The organism is Bradyrhizobium sp. Gha (assembly GCF_900113735.1).
Taxonomy (GTDB): Bacteria; Pseudomonadota; Alphaproteobacteria; order Rhizobiales; family Xanthobacteraceae; genus Bradyrhizobium.
The window spans coordinates 136,147-152,867 of sequence record NZ_FOQM01000005.1 but is presented as its reverse complement, the minus strand read 5'-3'; the positions used below and the strand labels follow the sequence as shown (position 1 = coordinate 152,867).

The following is a 16,721-nucleotide window of genomic DNA, read 5'->3' as shown; positions in this document are numbered from 1 at the left end:
AACTCCAATGAACTTCAAGTACCGCGATTGGCTCGCATTTGTTGGTGTTTGTCTCGACCTTACGCAAACCCAACCGAATGTCGGCGCCGGTTCGTTCAGCCATTGGGCGTCACTTCCGCCGTTCACGAAGGAGAGATATCAGCGGCCGATGCATGTTCGTGAGCACAAACCCAAGCCCCACAGCCATCACAAAGACCGAGGACTTCACGAAGAGGCGAAGAAAGACGGATGTGTCCAGCCCGGAGCAGAGGAAGTGGACGACGAGGACCCCGACTGCGACCACAACGATGACTTTGAAACTCTGATCCAGCCGTATCAATTGAGCCATGCTGGTTCCCAGCGCTTTGGCAACCATGCTCAAGGCCCAGCACTCCCAAACAACAAGGCTCGTGGTGCTTCCTGCAACTACGCCGGCTAGTCCGAAAAACTGAAGACCAAGAATGCTCAAGGCAATCGACAGCAGAAGAGATATTGTGCCGATCATTGCAGCCCGCCGGCCGAATCCAAATACCTGAAGCAGATGGCCGGCCGCGAAGACGGTAGCCATCTGTCCCAGCAGATAGACGCGCATGAGCGGCACGGCCCCCAGATACTCGCGCGTATATATGAGTTCGACGAGCTCGTTCGCGGTCGAGATCAGCAACCCGAGAATTGGGGGCAGCATAAGTCCCAACACGAGATATCCCTTCTGTATAAGGGAGCGAGCGTCATCAAGTTTGCCAGCCCCAACCAAGGAGCTGATTTTAGGTAGAAGAGCATCATTGAGCGGCTGGCGAGTTAACGTTCCGACCAGCAGAACCGTCGATGCAATCGAGATAAGTGCAAACGCCGTGCTCGAAAAGTTCGCCGCCACGACCCATTGGTCGGCCTGCACGCGCAAAAGGAAAAGTCCCTGGGCGACGGCAAAGGGCAAAGAATAGTTCAATTGCATGCGCACGAGCTGCCGGTCGAATGCGAGTCCCGTTTCCTCCGCGGCAAACAGAGCGTAGACGAGCGCTATCCCGACTTTCACCACAGCCACGCTGCACATGGCGACCAGAACCCAGGCCACGTCGGCCGAGGCGACTGCCGCACCTGCCAATGCCGCCGCCCTGAGTATCGCAAAGCCCACCGTTATGCCGGCCTGCCACTCCGTCTTGCCATCCGCGTTCGGCAATACGTCGAGGATTGACGCCAATATCCAGGTGCCGACGAAAATCTGCACCAGCGGCGAGTAGCGCTGCAAGCCGGCGATCGAGCCAGGCAAGACGGGCATCAGGATCAGAAGCGAGAGAACCGAAAGACCACCGAGCGCGAACAGGCTGAGTAGCGTATTCCCCACTAGCTTAGGCCGAGTTCCGGGAGCGGCGCGCGGCAGGAAATAAATCAGGGACTGCGGCAAGAAAAGGGAAAACAGGATCAACCCTGTCCCGGCAACCAACCACATCAGGCGGTAGTCCCCAAACTCCTGCTGGCTCAGGTGGCGGACCAGGATGACCGGCAGCGCCATTTGCATGGCATACTCGAACACCCCTGCAGCAGCCAGAAAACCAGCCTTGCGGCGAATCCCTGACGTCGTGCCGCGCGCGCCCCCCTCCATGGGGCCTTGCCCAGCAGACTTTCGTGCTGCGAGCGCATCGGTCATAGGGAAATGAGGCCATGCACGCGCTGACGCGCATGCATGCCTTCCCTCCTGCGTCGATTGCCGTTGATCAGGAACCACATCGCTACACCGGTTTGTTCGACGCGCGTCATTTCTTCCTTCGGCGAACCGCGTCCTCGATTGCTGCGAGATAGGGTTTCAGCACCACGTCATCGCCATGTACTCGGTTCATGTAGCTCCTGCATCGCTCGGAGGCCTTTCGCCATTCCGTTTCATCGGCAACCAAGCGATCGATGACGTGAGCCATCTCATCGATGGACTGGGGGGAGGCACCCAGGCCTTCGCGCTTGATAAGTCCATCAGGATCAAAAAACGATACGACCGGAACACCGCGACGCCAGGACTGAAGAAAGGAATTGGGAAAACCCTCAGTTTGCGACGTATTGACGAAAATCTTGGCGCGGTCATAGAGATCTCCGACGGCGTGATAAGGCACTCGTCCGCGAAACGTCAGGTTCGGCAGCTCCTTCGCGGCAGACTCGATCTTGCTGTACAGCTCGGAGTAGCCCGGTTGTGGACCGCCGACCATGTGGATTTGTCGGGAAGGCATGCGACGCGCCAACTCGATGGCGAGCTCGGGGCGCTTGAAGTCACGCAGGTTGTTGACCCAAAGGATTTCCAGGTCGCGCTGATCACGATCCAGCTGCCGATCCGGCGGATCCACCAGCATGTCAGCGACCACGCTCGTCAATCCGTAATTTGCGAAGAGCGTGCGTTGCTGGCCGGAGTGCTGGCAAAGAACACTGTCGGCCCTCCTCAATCCGTATTCGTAAAGCTTTTTGTCCCGCGTGTAGCGTATCAGCAACTTCTCTGGATCGGCATCCGTGTCATGTGCCAATCGGTGGACGAGACCACGTCCATGCCGGCGGCAGAACATCGCGACCAGGCCGACGCGCATGGCGGCACTACTTGTGTAGTACACGTCGGCATCGGCTCGCATCAGCGCCGCCCACGTTGCGGTCCAACGTGGATAAGCAAAACGGAGAACCGGAAGACCCGCTTCCGCGCGATATGTTTTGTAGGCTGTGATGCCCTGCCAGGTTTCTGCGTCGGGCTGACCATAATCCCCGACGACAATGCAAACCTGGTACCCACGAGCAACGAGTGCTTTCGCGAGCAGCGTCTGTTGGACCTCCTCCCCACCAATCCCATGGCGATTGTATTCCGGGGCAAGGACAGGGAGGTTTTCAAGGCCGACGAAACACACCTTCATGGCTGCGTTCTTTGGGCCGAATAGGTTGATTGGGCTTGGCCGAGGGCAAGCCCGTAACACAACCAAAGGGCCACCTGCGGGTAGGTCGGCACAAATCGGTCATCCGTCAATCCCTGGACGGCGAGACATATCAGACAGACGACCCCACCTTGGAAAATCCCGCGCCATAGTGGATCAGGATGGTTCTTCGCGAGTTGCCTGAACATCGTCCAAGCCGACCAGAAGAAGGCTGCAACGACTGCACCGCCCACGATTCCCAGATCAAGAAGAACGCCGAGATAAGCGCTATGGGGGTGTCCCACCGGCAGCATGGCTCCCTCGATATTGGGAGTGGCCCACTGGGTCGAACCGAGGCCATGCCCGAGGATGGGCGCTTCCCAGAAGGTTGGCAATAATGGGAGCCAGATCATGTCCAGGCGACCGGCCGAGATTGCCTGGGTATCCTCCGTCTGGAAGCCCGTCGTCGCCCGCTCGACGAAGGCGTCCGGCAATATCAAGGCGACAGCGACGGTGAACGCCAGTGCAAGAACAATCTGGCCTGTTCGGCGCCGGGTGATCAGATAATGTCCAACGATGATGGCAAGTCCGACAAAGGCGCCTCGAGAAAAGGTCAGCGCCGCCGTCGCCGCAACGGCGATGGCGCATGCAAAAAGCGTCAGGCGGGGAAGCGGTCGGGAGGCGGCGGCCGCCGTGTGGAGCAGGATCGCAAACCCCAAGTTCGCCATGAGGCCGATTTCATTGGCGTGCATTCCAGTCCAATTGAGAAAACCGCGCTCTCCTGCGGACGCGAGACTGTTCAGGCTGATGCCGTTGCCAATGAGGTCGCTCACGACGAGCACGAAGAAGATGACGAGTGCACCTGCGAGCGCCCAGATCAGAGCTTGCCCATTTCCATTTCGCGAGACCACAGCCGCCAGCCAAGCCACGACAAGAATAACCATCGGCTTAGCGAAACTGTCGAGCACGTAGGCAGTCACGGTTAAAGGCTCCTCACCAGGAATCGTGATTGCGTGCTCTGCCGAACCGGACCCGTTGTAGGCGGCAAGTGCAATGAGTGCGACATACACCAACAGGGTCAGCGGCAGCTGCGGGAACCGAACGGCCTCTCGGAGAGTAGCCAAGCATAGGGACAAGAACGTGAGCACGAGGAGGCAATTTTCCGGGTTAAGTCCCGTTACCCCGAATACCTGACGCGGAATCATTTGGGTCGACGCGAAGGGCAAGAGTAACACCAACAGCCAGACTCCATTCCGGTAGTTGGCGAGGACCACCGCAGCGGCAATCGGCAACGAATAAAGGAAAAAGGGAATCGCTCCCCCGACCAGTGCCGTCAATCCGCCCCCGATCACGCCGAAGATCCCAATGAGAATCAGGAGCAAAGTGTCGGCTCGCAATAGTGGGACGGAGCTGGAATTCGAGAAGGAGCCGTTCATCTGTCGATCGCCGTATTGTCGAATGACCCTTTGTGCGCCGTCATCGTCAGCGACATCACGGATGACGAAGTCGCGCCGTCAATCGAACCCGGCATTATCGATTACCAGCAGCTGATCTCATTCGCGACCAGATTGAGATAGTGCGCGAGAGTCGCCGTCTCGCGCTTCAGATGCAAGTGTCTGATGCTGCGTGAACTCTGCGAATTGGGGGTAATCCCTTTACCAGCGCGCCAAGCCGCGGCCGCAATGCCCTTCACACCAGACATCGTCGAGACGGCGCGGGCCACCCTCGATTACGATGCGCCTCCCGGCTACAGGCGAAAACGAAGCAGGCCGCTGGACCCGTAATTGTCTCGAAGTTCGGATAGATAGCGCCGAGCCGCCACTCGAAGTCGGTATGAGACCGATTCTGAACCCCGGAAAGCATCCGGCTGTTCGTGATAAACGCAGCGTATATCCGCCGTTCTGCCGGGCGGGATATCGAGGATCACTCTAAGACATCCATCCATGTATTCGTGCGCGACGACCTCCTGGTTGACTGTAACATTTTTCAAGGAGACGACCTGTGGTTCTTCCTTCACAACCTGGATCCGTCGCGTCACCGCCTCCATGTTCTCGATGCGGAGTTGTTCAGCAAACATCCTTACTAGGCTCGTTCCATCGCCGGGTTTGATGCTGTAGCTGCGGACAACGGCGTGCCCGAGAGTCCGCCAACAGAGTTTCCATCGTAAGGATGCAAGCTGTCGGAGGAACTCCGCTAGTTCGCTGCCATGGCCCCGGAAAATGTCGTGATGCGCGGCGATGAAACACGGCTTGCCCAGGATTCCGTCAAATGCGAAGTTTTCAATGCCGTGGTGAATGTACCGCCGGGTAAAAATCGAGAATCCCCCATAGCGGACGGAGGCGACACTCCACAGGTCGGCAAGTGTCGTTTCGTTCGATGCCTCATCGGCTGGCGCGACTTCCGTGTTCACGGCCGCGACGAAGCCGTTTCGCTTGAGAGCCGATACTGCCTCGGGCGAAAATGCCCCTTGCGGGAAAACCATCACATTTTCATGATCGAGCGCGGTTTTGTTGAGAAGGGACTGCATCCGACGCTTGGCGGTCTTCAGCTTTCTGTCGAGCAGCTCGGCTGAGCGGGCTGCAAATTCACCACGGGTGTGATCGCAGCCGTGCACACAGACGGACAGTTTTCCGCTATTTTTCAGAAAGGCGGCAACGGTGTCGCAATTTGTTCGCTGCCAGTTCCATGGAATGAAGGCGACGGTCGTCGCGAACGTCTGCTTGTTGGCCAAGTGCAGTAGCTCGCCAAAATCGAGAAAGCCGTACCTTGGCCAGAGGGGCGGATCGTCGATGATCAGGCACGCATTTGTTTCGGAAGTGGTCCAGCAGACGCCGCGGAACGACCACTTCAGATACAGAACGAGTGGCACCGCACCGGCGAAACGCTTCTTTACATCAAAATAGGTCGCAGCGCGTTCGTGAATGTCCACCATCGCCAGCGACGCATCGATAAAAAAACGCACGCCACACCGAGCAAGTCGGGCGAACAGGTGTCTCTCGGATGCCCCGACGATGCTCTGCAGTTCGCCACCATCCCGAATGACGAGCGCCGCGTCCGCGGCGCCGGGCTCGAGTTGGATCTGCAGGGCCGACATTGGGCCGCACATTTCCGGAAAATCATCAGTAACCGACACGGTTATCGGCCACGCGTCGATGCCGCGGATGTCCGCCTCCGGGTCTCCCGTGATCCGGCGCAGCAGAGTTCGGCAGCGATCGTCAGCTCGAAATCCATAGACGAACACGGAAGCGGCTGCCGCCAACCAAGCCGGAAACGTTCCGGCCGTGCAGGGCTGCAAGCTTTCGGCGAGACAGCGCGCGGAAGTCAGGATGGAGAACTGCGGATGACTTGCCGTCAACGAGGCGACCTTGTCCGCGCTCGCTTCGCCGACCGTCAGCCTCGTCCAGGGAATGCCGAAAAAGTCGAGGATTTCCGTTAGATTGCGATCCTCGGGCAAAGGGGTGTCGTCGTTGCGGAGCAGAAGCGCGATCGAAGACCCCGTGTCCATGGCGTCGGCACTCCATCCCGGTTGTCGCATCTTTCCTCGGCAAGGCCAGCGGACATCCTGCGGATCGTCCGGGACCTCGAGACTGTGCTCCTCTTTGGCGAGTCCTATATCAAAGATCGCCAGGTTTCCACTGGAGGACGCCGGCGCAATGGTATGGTTCTCCATCAGCGCTGGGCTGTGCAGCCCAAGGTTCTTCATCTTCAAAGCCGCTGATGCGGGTCGGTCGTCAAACTTTGGCGATAAGCCTCACCTTCAACCAGCAGCCCAGAGCTAGTTGACCGATCTGTAAATCCCTCAGTTCGCGCTTAGTTTTCAAGCCGCCGCGCTGTCATTTGGCGCCTTCGCTTGAGCAGGCCGGCAAAAAAACGATCCAGAAATTCATGGATCAGAACACCCAGCTCTTTGTCGCAACCGGCGCGGCCGTTGCGCTGAAGAACCACTGGAATGACAAGGCGTTAGATATCGGATCAGCCGATCAGCTACTTTAGTTGCAACCGACGCCACAAGAGGGAGGCGCGCGATGTTCCAACATGTGTACTCCAAAAGAGCATAGATCATAATCCATGATCTACCTCAGCGCGCGCGAGCAATCCGTTATCTTTGCGGGAATTGGACGCTGAGCGCCCTCAAACAAGGAGCCAACATGGCGAATAAAGTCGCGGCAATCCGTACCGCGAACGGCAGCCCGTCGCTCGCCGTCATCGGTTGCGGCTACTGGGGTTCGAAACACATCCGTGTCAGCTGCGATATACGCGACGCAAGGCTGTCGATGGCCGTTGATCCACGCCCTGACAGATTGGAATATATCCGTTCACAATATCCTTCTGTCGCCGTTTCGCGTGACATCGGCGCGGTACTGAATAACCCTTCTATAGACGGAGTCATTGTCGCCACCCCTGTGGAGACGCACTTTGAATTGGCGCGAGCGGTGCTTCAGGCCGGAAAGCACGCACTCGTCGAGAAGCCGTTGGCTATGACGAGCGCGCAATGCCGCGAGTTGAATGCGATCGCCGAACAGCGCAAATGTGTGCTGATGGTCGGGCATACGTTCGAATATCACCCGGCGGTCGGCGTCATGCGCCAGATGATCCAGAGCGGCTCTCTGGGCGAACTCTACTACATTGATTCGCGGCGGCTAAACCTCGGTCTGTATCGGCAGGACGCCAATGTCCTTTGGGACTTGGCGCCGCACGACCTCTCGATCATCTTCTGCTTGCTGGAGGAGGTACCGCAGACCATCGGCGCCTGGGGTTGCGCGCACGTTCTGCCCAACGTCGAGGACGTCGTTTACGCCAAGATGGGCTTCAAGAGCGGCCCGACCGCCCACGTCCATGTTTCCTGGTTGGATCCGGTCAAGGTGCGCCAGATCACGGTCGTCGGAAGCGATGCAATGCTGGTGTTTGACGACGTGCAGCCGTCCGAGAAAGTACGCGTTTACCAGAAGCGATTCAGGCCGCGGATCACCGGCGACTCCTATGCCGACTTCCAGTCTGCCTATCATCACGGCGACGTGCATATCCCCGCCATATCCAGCACCGAACCGCTGAAACTCGAGGTGCTCGACTTCGTCAACGCGATCACGACCGGGCAACAGCCGCGCGCGGATGGAATGCACGGGCTGCGCGTTGTCGAAGCGCTCGAGGCGGCATCGGCGTGCCTGCGGCTCAAGCACAAGCACGGTGGCAACGGTAAGGATCAACGAATGTTTCGGCGGCGAAACCTGCCGGCGGGAGGTCCCGAAATTGCCGTCGCATGAGGCCACGCGACCGTCCCTCCGGGAATTGGGCAAGCGGGCGCTCGACGTCGCGATCAGCGTTCTTGCGATCGTGCCACTGGCCCTCGTCTTCATCGTGGTGTGGATAGCAATCCGTCTCGACAGTCCGGGGCCAGCAGTTTTTCGCCAACGTCGCATCGGGCGAGACGAGAAGCCGTTCAACTGCTTCAAATTCCGGACACTCCGCCACGACGCTGACGAAAACGTCCATCGCGATGCGATCCGGAGGGCGTGGGCAAAGGAACCTCTCTCGAACGACCCCGCCGCCCCATACAAGCTGACAGACGATCCCCGCGTGACGCGCGTGGGACGGTTGCTGCGGAGAACCAGCCTCGACGAGTTGCCTCAATTCCTCAACGTATTGCGCGGCGAAATGAGCATCGTTGGTCCGCGGCCGGCGATCCCTTACGAACTCGAATACTTCCGGGACTGGCACCATAAGCGTCACATCGTGAAGCCCGGAATAACCGGAATTTCCCAGGTGCGCGGTCGGGGTCGTGTCAGCCCGGAGGTGATGCTCGAGATGGACGTCGAGTATGCACTGAACTGGACCTTATGGACCGACCTGAAGCTGATTGCCCTGACGTTTCCCGCGGTGCTGCGGGGGCGCGGTGCCCGATGACGCTCCCAAGGAATAAAGACGGATTCTCGTGAGGTTCGAAAAATGCACATTCCGTTCGTCGATCTCAAAGCGCAATATGAGACACTAAAAGACGAGGTGGCCGAAGCAATTCGGGGCGTGCTCAACTCCGCGCAGTTCATAGGCGGCGAGCCACTTGCGTCGTTCGAGAGGGATTTCGCCGCGTATTGCCAGGTGCGCTATGCGCGCGGTGTGGCGAGCGGCACGGACGCGCTTCATCTGGCGCTGCGGGCGTTGGGTATAGGTCATGGCGATGAGGTGATTACAACCGCCCATACCTTCATTGCCACGGCGGCCGCAATCGTGTCGACGGGAGCGCGACCCGTGTTCGTCGATATCGATCCGGGCACCTACACGATAGATCCCAAGATGATCGAGCGTGCCGTAACGGATCGTACAAGAGCGATCATCGCGGTCCACCTGTTCGGGCAGCCAGCCGACATGGGTCCAATCAAGGACATCGCACGGCGGCGCGGCCTGTACGTACTAGAGGATGCAGCCCAGGCGCACGGGGCGGAGTATCAGGGGGTCCGAACCGGGGCGCTCGGTGACGTTGCATGTTTCTCGTTTTACCCGGGGAAGAACCTCGGGGCCTATGGGGACGGCGGAGCGGTCACTACCAACAATCGAGCGATCGCCGAGCGGATCGAACGACTGCGTGACCACGGTCGAACCACCCATTACAGCCACGCCGAGATCGGGTTCAATAGCCGGCTAGACGCGCTCCAGGCGGCAGTCCTGCAGATCAAGCTTCGGCGTCTGGATGAATGGAACGCCAATCGGCGGCGCGCTGCGGAGTGGTACGCCGCGGAATTGGCGCAGTCGGGGATCAACACGCCGTTCGTTCGAACGGGGTCGACGCACGTCTTCCATTTGTATGTGATCACCACGAACGATCGTGACGCAATGCGAAGCAAGTTAGAGGAAGCTGGCGTGGCGACAGGGATCCATTATCCGGTGCCGCTCCACCTACAGCCTGCTTTCGACCATCTCGGTTACAGGCACGGCGACTTGCCGTGCTGCGAAGCGGTGGCGGCGCGATCATTGTCCTTGCCCATGTTCCCCGAGCTCACACGCGACCAGGTGCGCCGTGTCGCCGCGATTGTGCGCGCTGCGGCCGAGCGGGACGGTCACACGAACTTGCAGCGGAAGTCGACGTACTCGTCCGCCGCACTGCAGGCCGAGGTCGAGAAGGAGTGGTGATGAATCGAATCAGTGCGTGGGCGGTGGTCGAGACCGAGGCGATCGGTGAGGCCGTGACGATCGCCGAGTTCGCCGTGGTGCGATCTGATGTCACGATTGGCAACGGGGTGGTCATTCACCCGCATGCCGTGATTGAGAGCGGCGCCAGAATCGGAGACAACGTCGAAATCTTTCCGGGGGCCTATATCGGCAAGGCGCCTAAGGGCGCCGGCGCGTTGTCGCGCCCGCCGCATTTCGAGACATGGGTCGATATCGGTGCCGATTGTTCTATCGGACCGCACTCGGTAATCTTCTACGACGTCTCGATCGGCGCGGGGACCCTGATTGGTGACGGCGCCTCGATCCGTGAACAATCACGGATCGGCTCGAAGAGCGTTGTCGGACGTTACGTCACGGTCAATTACAACACGCAAATCGGCGATCGCGTGCGGGTGCAGGATCACACCTGGCTGGCGGGCAATATGACGATCGAAGACGACGTGTTTGTTTCGGGCTGCGTCGGCACGTCGAACGACAATGCGATCGGCCGCAACGGCTACGATGGCTCTCCCATGCTCGGGCCCCATATCGCGCGCGGCGCGGCGATCGGCCTGGGAGCCAACCTACTGCCAGGCGTCAGAATCGGCGTTGGCGCGATCGTCGGGGCCGGTGCGGTGGTGACGAAGGACGTGCCCGACGGTGTCCTCGTGATGGGCGTGCCGGCGGAGATCCGAAGACGGCTCAGAGAGGTCAGCGGCGCAGACCTGTGACGAGCTGGCAGTCCGCGCCAAGCGTCGAGGGAACAGAGAACACTTCATCGAGAGGATTCTCCGCGTCGCCAACGGATATCAACCTATATCAGAGTGGGCGCTGCGACTGCGGTCATAAGGTCGGGTGTAGGAATGCTGAATCCATCAAGGCCCGCAATCAGGGTGCTGCATATAACCGATGCCTTAGGCTCCGGGGGCAAGGAGCGGCAATTGGTTGAACTGCTGCGCGGGTTCAACAAAGTAGATGGGTTCATCAACGAACTGGTCGTTCTATCAGATACCATCCACTACGATGAGGTTATGTCACTTGGAATAAAAATTCACATCTTCAAAAGAAGCCGGCCATGGGACTTCAGCATTTTCGAAAAGCTTTATAGCCTGGCGAGACGATACCGACCGAACATAATATATTCATGGGAGTCGATGTGTTCGGTGTATGCGTCTCCGATTGCCCTGATATCCGGATCGGCCTTGATCAACGGGATGATACAAAACGCACCGCTCTGTTTGAATTTTAAAGATTATACGTACCGACGTTTCCTTCTGACGGCTCCATTTTCAACTGTAATATTGGCAAACTCGCTGGCGGGACTGCGAGCGTTTCGAGTTGATGAAAAAAAAGGTCGTTGCATACGAAACGGTTTTAATTTTGATCGAGTAAACGATCTTCCGGATGTCAACGACGTCAAGCGTTCGATGGATATAAGAACCAAACACGTAGTCGGAATGGTCGGAAGATTCCATCCAGAGAGAGACTACAGTACGTTTTTCAAGGCGGCAAAATTGGTGTGCAGCGAGCGGCAGGACATTACATTCGTCGCTGTGGGCGAAGGTCCGGATCTGGAAAGCTTCAAGGAGCGTTTGAAGTGCGACGGTCAGTCGAACATACGCATTCTGGGCGCCAGAAAACGGGTCGAAGAAATCATAAAAACCTTTTCCGTCGGAGTATTGGTTTCAACAAACGGAGAGGGAATATCTAATGTGATTCTGGAGTACATGGCGCTGGAAAAGCCTGTCATAGCCACAGACGCGGCGGGCAATCGCGAGGTCGTCAAGGACGGAGAGAGTGGATTCTTGATCCCGTCCGGAGACGAAAATGCACTGGCGTCGCGGATAATGGAAATTGTCGATCGTCCTGACTTTGGAAGCGCGTTCGGTCGTGCAGGACGAGCGCTGGTCGAGCAGAAGTTCGGAATTGAACAAATGGTGCAGAAGCACGTTGAGTTGTTTCGGCAGCTGGCAAGCGGGAATAGCGCTTTCTGTTGAGGTTTGACTGCGAGCTGGCGCTTCAGATTAATCGAACGGCCCTTTTTGAACACTGCTGAGAGGCATTCGTCGGAATGTGCCGGATTGCGTGTTCGAGTCTCGCCGCGCAGCCGGAGACCTTGCAACGTTCGGCGCACGATGGCGGATGCGATTGCATCGCGGACCAGACGGTGAGGGGGCGGATTATGGCGAAATATGCATTAGGGGAGATATTCGTCGGGCGCCGAGCGTTGCCTCGCTCACGTGGCGGGGCCGTTCGGACCTAGAGGTTCTGGCCGAGTCTGTTGCAAGTAGAGGAATAGCGGCGCCAATAAACTCGCTCTAGGGAATGTACACGAGGGCACCTTGGGACGCTGAGAGCGGGTGCTGCATCTCGTGCGCGATCGGCTTGGAATTGAACCGGCTTTTGGGCAATTCGTGTAAAGTGTCCTCGACGCACGAAGGAGAGGAGTGCATGACGCAAGGGCACATCGCTGATGGCACAATGCGCTTCTTACAAACCGACACTAAGACGCTTTTGTCGGGCCACTATCGATGTCCCGACGATCTCGTCGAATTCGCGGTCGCACGAGATCTTCCGCCGGTGCCGGGTTATTTTCAGTTCGGATCCGGAGCGGTCTGTTTCGGGCAATGCCATCTCAGGGTTTGCTCGACTTTGCCGGCGAGAAATCTTTCCGACGCGTTTATGCACACAAGGGCGCAGGGTGATACGATTTTACTCCCTTTCGATCCGGTCCAGGTGGTGAATAACCTGCGCCTGGAGCGGTATAGTGGCATACCCGCAGCGCGCAGCGTTCCGCCCTGGGCTAGCAACATTGTAAGAAACCTGTACTACACGGCGCGCCCATTTATGCCCGTCGCGATACGTAAGCACCTGCAATCCTGGTACTTGCGGGGGTGGGAAAAAATTCCGTTTCCCTGCTGGCCGGTGGATATGACGGTCGAGAACATTCTGGAGCGATTGCTGATCCTGGCAATGAAATCCCGAAATCTCGAGCGCGTTCCGTTCATCTGGTTCTGGCCGGATGGCCACCAGAGTTGTGCGATGGTAACGCATGACGTCGAAACGCGCGCTGGCCTGAACTTTTGCCCGCAGCTCATGGATCTCAACGATTCATTCGGCATCAAATCCTCTTTCCAGCTTGTGCCGGAAGGGAGATACGCGCTGCCGCCCAGCGTTCTGGAGGATATCCGGCAGCGAGGGTTCGAAGTGAACGTCCACGACTTGAATCACGACGGTCATCTTTTTGACGACCACACCGAGTTTCTGCGCCGGGCCGAACGGATCAAACATTACGCGCAAGAATTCAAGGCTTCGGGCTTCCGCTCAGCGGTGCTGTACCGGAATGCGGACTGGTGCGATTCACTCGGTTTCGCCTATGACATGTCGATCCCGAATGTGGCGCACCTTGACCCGCAGCGTGGCGGGTGCTGCACCGTTTTTCCCTTTTTCATCGGTACAACCGTCGAACTGCCGGTAACTGCGACGCAGGACTACTCTTTGTTTCACGTGCTCAAGGATCATTCGACCCGGCTCTGGCAGGAGCAAATCGACCGGATCCGTGCCAAGCACGGCCTGATCAGCTTCATCGTTCACCCCGACTACGTCATCGATCCGGCACCGCGAAAAGTCTACGTCGAGCTGCTCGCATACCTTTCCAAGTTGCGCGCCATGGGCAAGCTCTGCGTCGCCTTGCCCGGCCAAATCGCTGAATGGTGGAAGGTCCGGAGTGAGTTGGCGCTCGTTAATTTGGAAGGCTCCTGGAGGATTATCGGTAAGGGGAGCGAACGAGCCAGGATTGCGTACGCGGTTCGGGTGAATGATCACCTTGTTTATGAGATGGACACCGTTTCCGGCGTTACGCCCGTGCAAATTCTGGACGAGGGTCACGGCTGCCTTTGATCCCAAGGAGACGAACATCAAAGCGTGGCCGATCCTATCGCGCCTGAGAAGATGTCCTCATGGCCTTCACCGACTTCGGAATCGAAAACTTGATCGAGGTGATCAAGTTCTACGAAGAGCAGATCCCTCGAGCAGTGATGCTGCGCCTACGCCGAACGGGATACCTCGAAAGCAGATTTCCTCGGTTAGACCCGCGGTGGTAAATACCAGTCGTGCAACACGGAGATCCGATTGAACTTGATGCCGCAACACGCCGAAAAATTATGGTCCGGTGGTCTTTGCGGGGCTTCAGATCGGCTGGGAAGCGTAGACCATTACGGAAAATGTGACGTATAGGATGACGATCCTCGATGTAGCGATCATCGGCGCGGGCCCCTACGGCCTCGCTGCGGGGGCACACCTCCGCACCGTTAAGGGCTTGGAGCTTCGCGTATTTGGTGAACCCATGTCGTTCTGGGATCAGAATATGCCCGTCGGCATGTTTCTCCGCTCGAACTGGACAGCTACGCAGATCGCGGATCCGAACGATGAACTGACCCTGGAAGCGTACCAAGCGGCGCATGGCATCAAGTTCGCCTTACCGGTGCCGATCGAGCACTTCGTCGGTTATGGACTTTGGTATCAACGCCAGGCGGTGCCTGACCTTGATCGTCGGAAAGTCGCTCATCTCGAAGCGCATCCGAAAGGGTTCCGCCTCTTTTTGGACGACGGCGATTCACTTCTTGCTCGGCGTGTGGTGATCGCGGCTGGCATCGGTTCGTTCGCCTGGCGGCCGCCGGAGTTTCAGAGCCTGCCCACCAACCTCACGTCCCACTCTTCAGAGCACCGCGACTTCCAGAAGTTCGCGGGAAAGCGGCTGCTAATCGTCGGAGGCGGGCAGAGCGCCTTGGAATCGGGGGCGTTGCTGCACGAAGGCGGCGCCGAGGTTGAGATCGTCGCACGTTCGCCTCGCATCCATTGGCTTGGCGGGAGGGCCTCCAGAACGTTGCACCACCGGCTTGGTAAGTTTACGCGAAACCTGCTGTACGCACCGACGGACGTCGGGCCGGCGGTGCTGAGCCAGCTCCTGGCCCGTCCGCACTTGGTCAGGCAATTGCCGCGCGCCTTGCAGGACAAGCTCACAAAACGTGCCGTCCGGCCGGCCGGGGCTCGTTGGCTCGTGGACCGGCTCAAAAATACTCCGATCAGGCTCGGAGGGGCGGTTGTAGGGGTTACACCGCTTGCGGAAAAGGTGAAGGTTAAACTGGACGATCACAGCGAGCGCACCGTCGATCACATTCTGCTCGCGACCGGCTACCGGGTCGATGTGTCCAAGTACAAATTCCTTGCCCCAAGCCTCGTTCATTCCATCGACCGATTCAACGGCTACCCGCGGTTGAAACCGGGGCTTGAAACGTCGGTCCCGGGCCTTCACATCATCGGCGCGCCGGCCCGCTGGAGTTTCGGCCCGCTCATGCAGTTTGTCTCCGGCGCACGTTACGCATCTCACGCACTGGTCCGAGCATCGCAGCAAAACCATCTCGCTCCCGTTGAAACGGGACAACGTTGATGCTTGCCGCAAATCGCGAGTTCCTGACCACACGGCAATTGTCGGCCGGGTCCGCAAAAAAGCCGGTGGGCGCCCTCGTCATTGGAGGGGACTACCAGGGTCTAGGCATCGCGCGCAGCCTCGGACGCCGCAACGTTCCCGTCTGCGTCATCGATGACGAAATCTCCATCGCCCGTTTTTCCCGCTACACCACCCATGCCATCAAGGTACCGAGCCTGCGTGAAGAAAAACAGGCCGCAGATATCATCCTGGACCTTGGCCATCGCCTGGACCTGAAAGGTTGGGTCGTATATCCGACGCGGGATGAGACCGTTGCGGCGCTCTCGCGGTATCGGCCCGCGCTGGCCGAATTCTTTCGCCTGCCGACGCCCGCTTGGGAGACGGTCAAGTGGGTCTGGGATAAGCGGAATACGTATCGTCTGGCGAATGAACTCGGGCTGGCGACGCCCGCGACCTGGTATGCGCGCAGCACGGGGGAGTTACCGGACGTCACCGCCAGCCCGCCGTTTGCTATCAAGCCGGCCATCAAAGAGCATTTCATCTACACGACCAAGGCAAAGGCTTGGCGCGCCGACAGCCACGCCGAATTACGGGAGCTCTTCGGGCGGGCGGCCGCTCAGGTCGGCCCGGAAGAAGTGATGGTTCAAGAGTTGATTCCTGGCGACGGCCGTCAGCAGTTTGCCTATTGCGCCTTTTTCAAAGACGGCCAGGCGATCGGAAGTATGGTCGTTCGACGACGCCGGCAGCACCCGCCTGAATTCGGGCGGGCAAGCACCTACGTTGAAACGATCGACATTCCCGTGCTCGAGACCATGTCCGAACGCTTCCTGCGCGCCATCAACTACTACGGATTGGTGGAGCTGGAGTACAAATTAGATCCGCGCGACGGCAAGTACAAATTGCTCGACGTCAACGCACGTACGTGGGGCTATCACAGCCTCGGCTCGGGTGCCGGCGTGGATTTTCCCTATCTTCTCTTTGCGGATCTGCTTGGATACCCGGTGAAACCCTGCCGCGGCCGCGCCGGTGTCAACTGGGTTCGCCTGGTCACTGACGCACCGACCGCGGCCCTGGAAATCCTGCGAGGCCGGCAGGATTTCTGGGCTTACTTTCGCTCGCTACGACGAGCCGGCATTGAATCGGTGTTCAGCTCAGAGGACCCGTTGCCCGCGATAGTAGAGCTGGGTCTGATTCCCTATTTGGCCATCAAACGGGGGTTTTGACGTGAATCGGATGAGCGAATTTTCAGGTGGTAGCCATTTCCGGGAGGCTACGAGGAG

General features: G+C 58.5%; 13 protein-coding genes. 9 read left to right on the top strand and 4 right to left on the bottom strand.

Annotated elements, in window-relative coordinates:
* Positions 1-109 precede the first annotated feature (109 nt).
* The 4 genes from BM222_RS10095 to BM222_RS10080 all read right to left on the bottom strand — a co-directional run bounded on the left by BM222_RS10095 (position 110) and on the right by BM222_RS10080 (position 6,555).
* On the bottom strand, positions 110-1,624 hold the full coding sequence (locus tag BM222_RS10095) for a lipopolysaccharide biosynthesis protein (RefSeq protein WP_092228103.1): 1,515 nt from the start codon (positions 1,622-1,624) through the stop codon (positions 110-112).
* Between the two features lie 106 nt (positions 1,625-1,730).
* Complete coding sequence (locus tag BM222_RS10090; protein WP_092228102.1) at positions 1,731-2,855, bottom strand: glycosyltransferase family 4 protein; 1,125 nt, start codon at positions 2,853-2,855, stop codon at positions 1,731-1,733.
* Positions 2,852-4,288 (bottom strand): O-antigen ligase family protein, encoded by a 1,437-nt coding sequence (locus BM222_RS10085; protein ID WP_092228101.1) that lies wholly within the window; start codon positions 4,286-4,288, stop codon positions 2,852-2,854. The genes BM222_RS10090 and BM222_RS10085 overlap by 4 nt, the downstream gene beginning before the upstream one ends.
* A gap of 311 nt (positions 4,289-4,599) precedes the next feature.
* Positions 4,600-6,555: a polysaccharide deacetylase family protein gene (locus BM222_RS10080; protein WP_092228100.1), complete on the bottom strand. Its 1,956-nt coding sequence runs from the start codon at positions 6,553-6,555 to the stop codon at positions 4,600-4,602.
* A 134-nt stretch (positions 6,556-6,689) separates the two neighbouring features.
* Between BM222_RS10080 and BM222_RS40965 the strand changes: the two genes are divergently transcribed.
* From BM222_RS40965 to BM222_RS10040, 9 genes are all read left to right on the top strand, one after another.
* Entirely contained in the window at positions 6,690-6,845 is a 156-nt protein-coding gene (locus BM222_RS40965; protein WP_177243121.1) for a hypothetical protein, read from the top strand.
* A gap of 155 nt (positions 6,846-7,000) precedes the next feature.
* Positions 7,001-8,113 (top strand): Gfo/Idh/MocA family protein, encoded by a 1,113-nt coding sequence (locus tag BM222_RS10075; protein ID WP_092228099.1) that lies wholly within the window; start codon positions 7,001-7,003, stop codon positions 8,111-8,113.
* Positions 8,100-8,753, top strand: coding sequence for a sugar transferase (locus tag BM222_RS10070; RefSeq protein ID WP_092228098.1), 654 nt, complete (start codon positions 8,100-8,102; stop codon positions 8,751-8,753). The genes BM222_RS10075 and BM222_RS10070 overlap by 14 nt, the downstream gene beginning before the upstream one ends.
* A 42-nt stretch (positions 8,754-8,795) precedes the next feature.
* Complete coding sequence (locus BM222_RS10065; RefSeq protein WP_092228097.1) at positions 8,796-9,974, top strand: DegT/DnrJ/EryC1/StrS family aminotransferase; 1,179 nt, start codon at positions 8,796-8,798, stop codon at positions 9,972-9,974.
* A gap of 23 nt (positions 9,975-9,997) precedes the next feature.
* Positions 9,998-10,723, top strand: a complete 726-nt coding sequence (locus tag BM222_RS10060; protein ID WP_210188501.1) for an acyltransferase — start codon at positions 9,998-10,000, stop codon at positions 10,721-10,723.
* Between the two features lie 210 nt (positions 10,724-10,933).
* Positions 10,934-11,989, top strand: coding sequence for a glycosyltransferase (locus tag BM222_RS10055; RefSeq protein WP_177243120.1), 1,056 nt, complete (start codon positions 10,934-10,936; stop codon positions 11,987-11,989).
* A gap of 454 nt (positions 11,990-12,443) precedes the next feature.
* Positions 12,444-13,892 carry a polysaccharide deacetylase family protein gene (locus BM222_RS10050; protein WP_143105925.1) on the top strand — a complete coding sequence of 483 codons (1,449 nt, stop codon included), beginning with the start codon at positions 12,444-12,446 and terminating at the stop codon, positions 13,890-13,892.
* A gap of 337 nt (positions 13,893-14,229) precedes the next feature.
* Entirely contained in the window at positions 14,230-15,441 is a 1,212-nt protein-coding gene (locus BM222_RS10045; protein ID WP_210188500.1) for an FAD-dependent oxidoreductase, read from the top strand.
* Positions 15,441-16,664, top strand: coding sequence for a carboxylate--amine ligase (locus tag BM222_RS10040; RefSeq protein WP_210188499.1), 1,224 nt, complete (start codon positions 15,441-15,443; stop codon positions 16,662-16,664). Before BM222_RS10045 ends, BM222_RS10040 begins: the two co-directional genes overlap by 1 nt.
* The last annotated feature ends 57 nt before the right edge of the window (positions 16,665-16,721 follow it).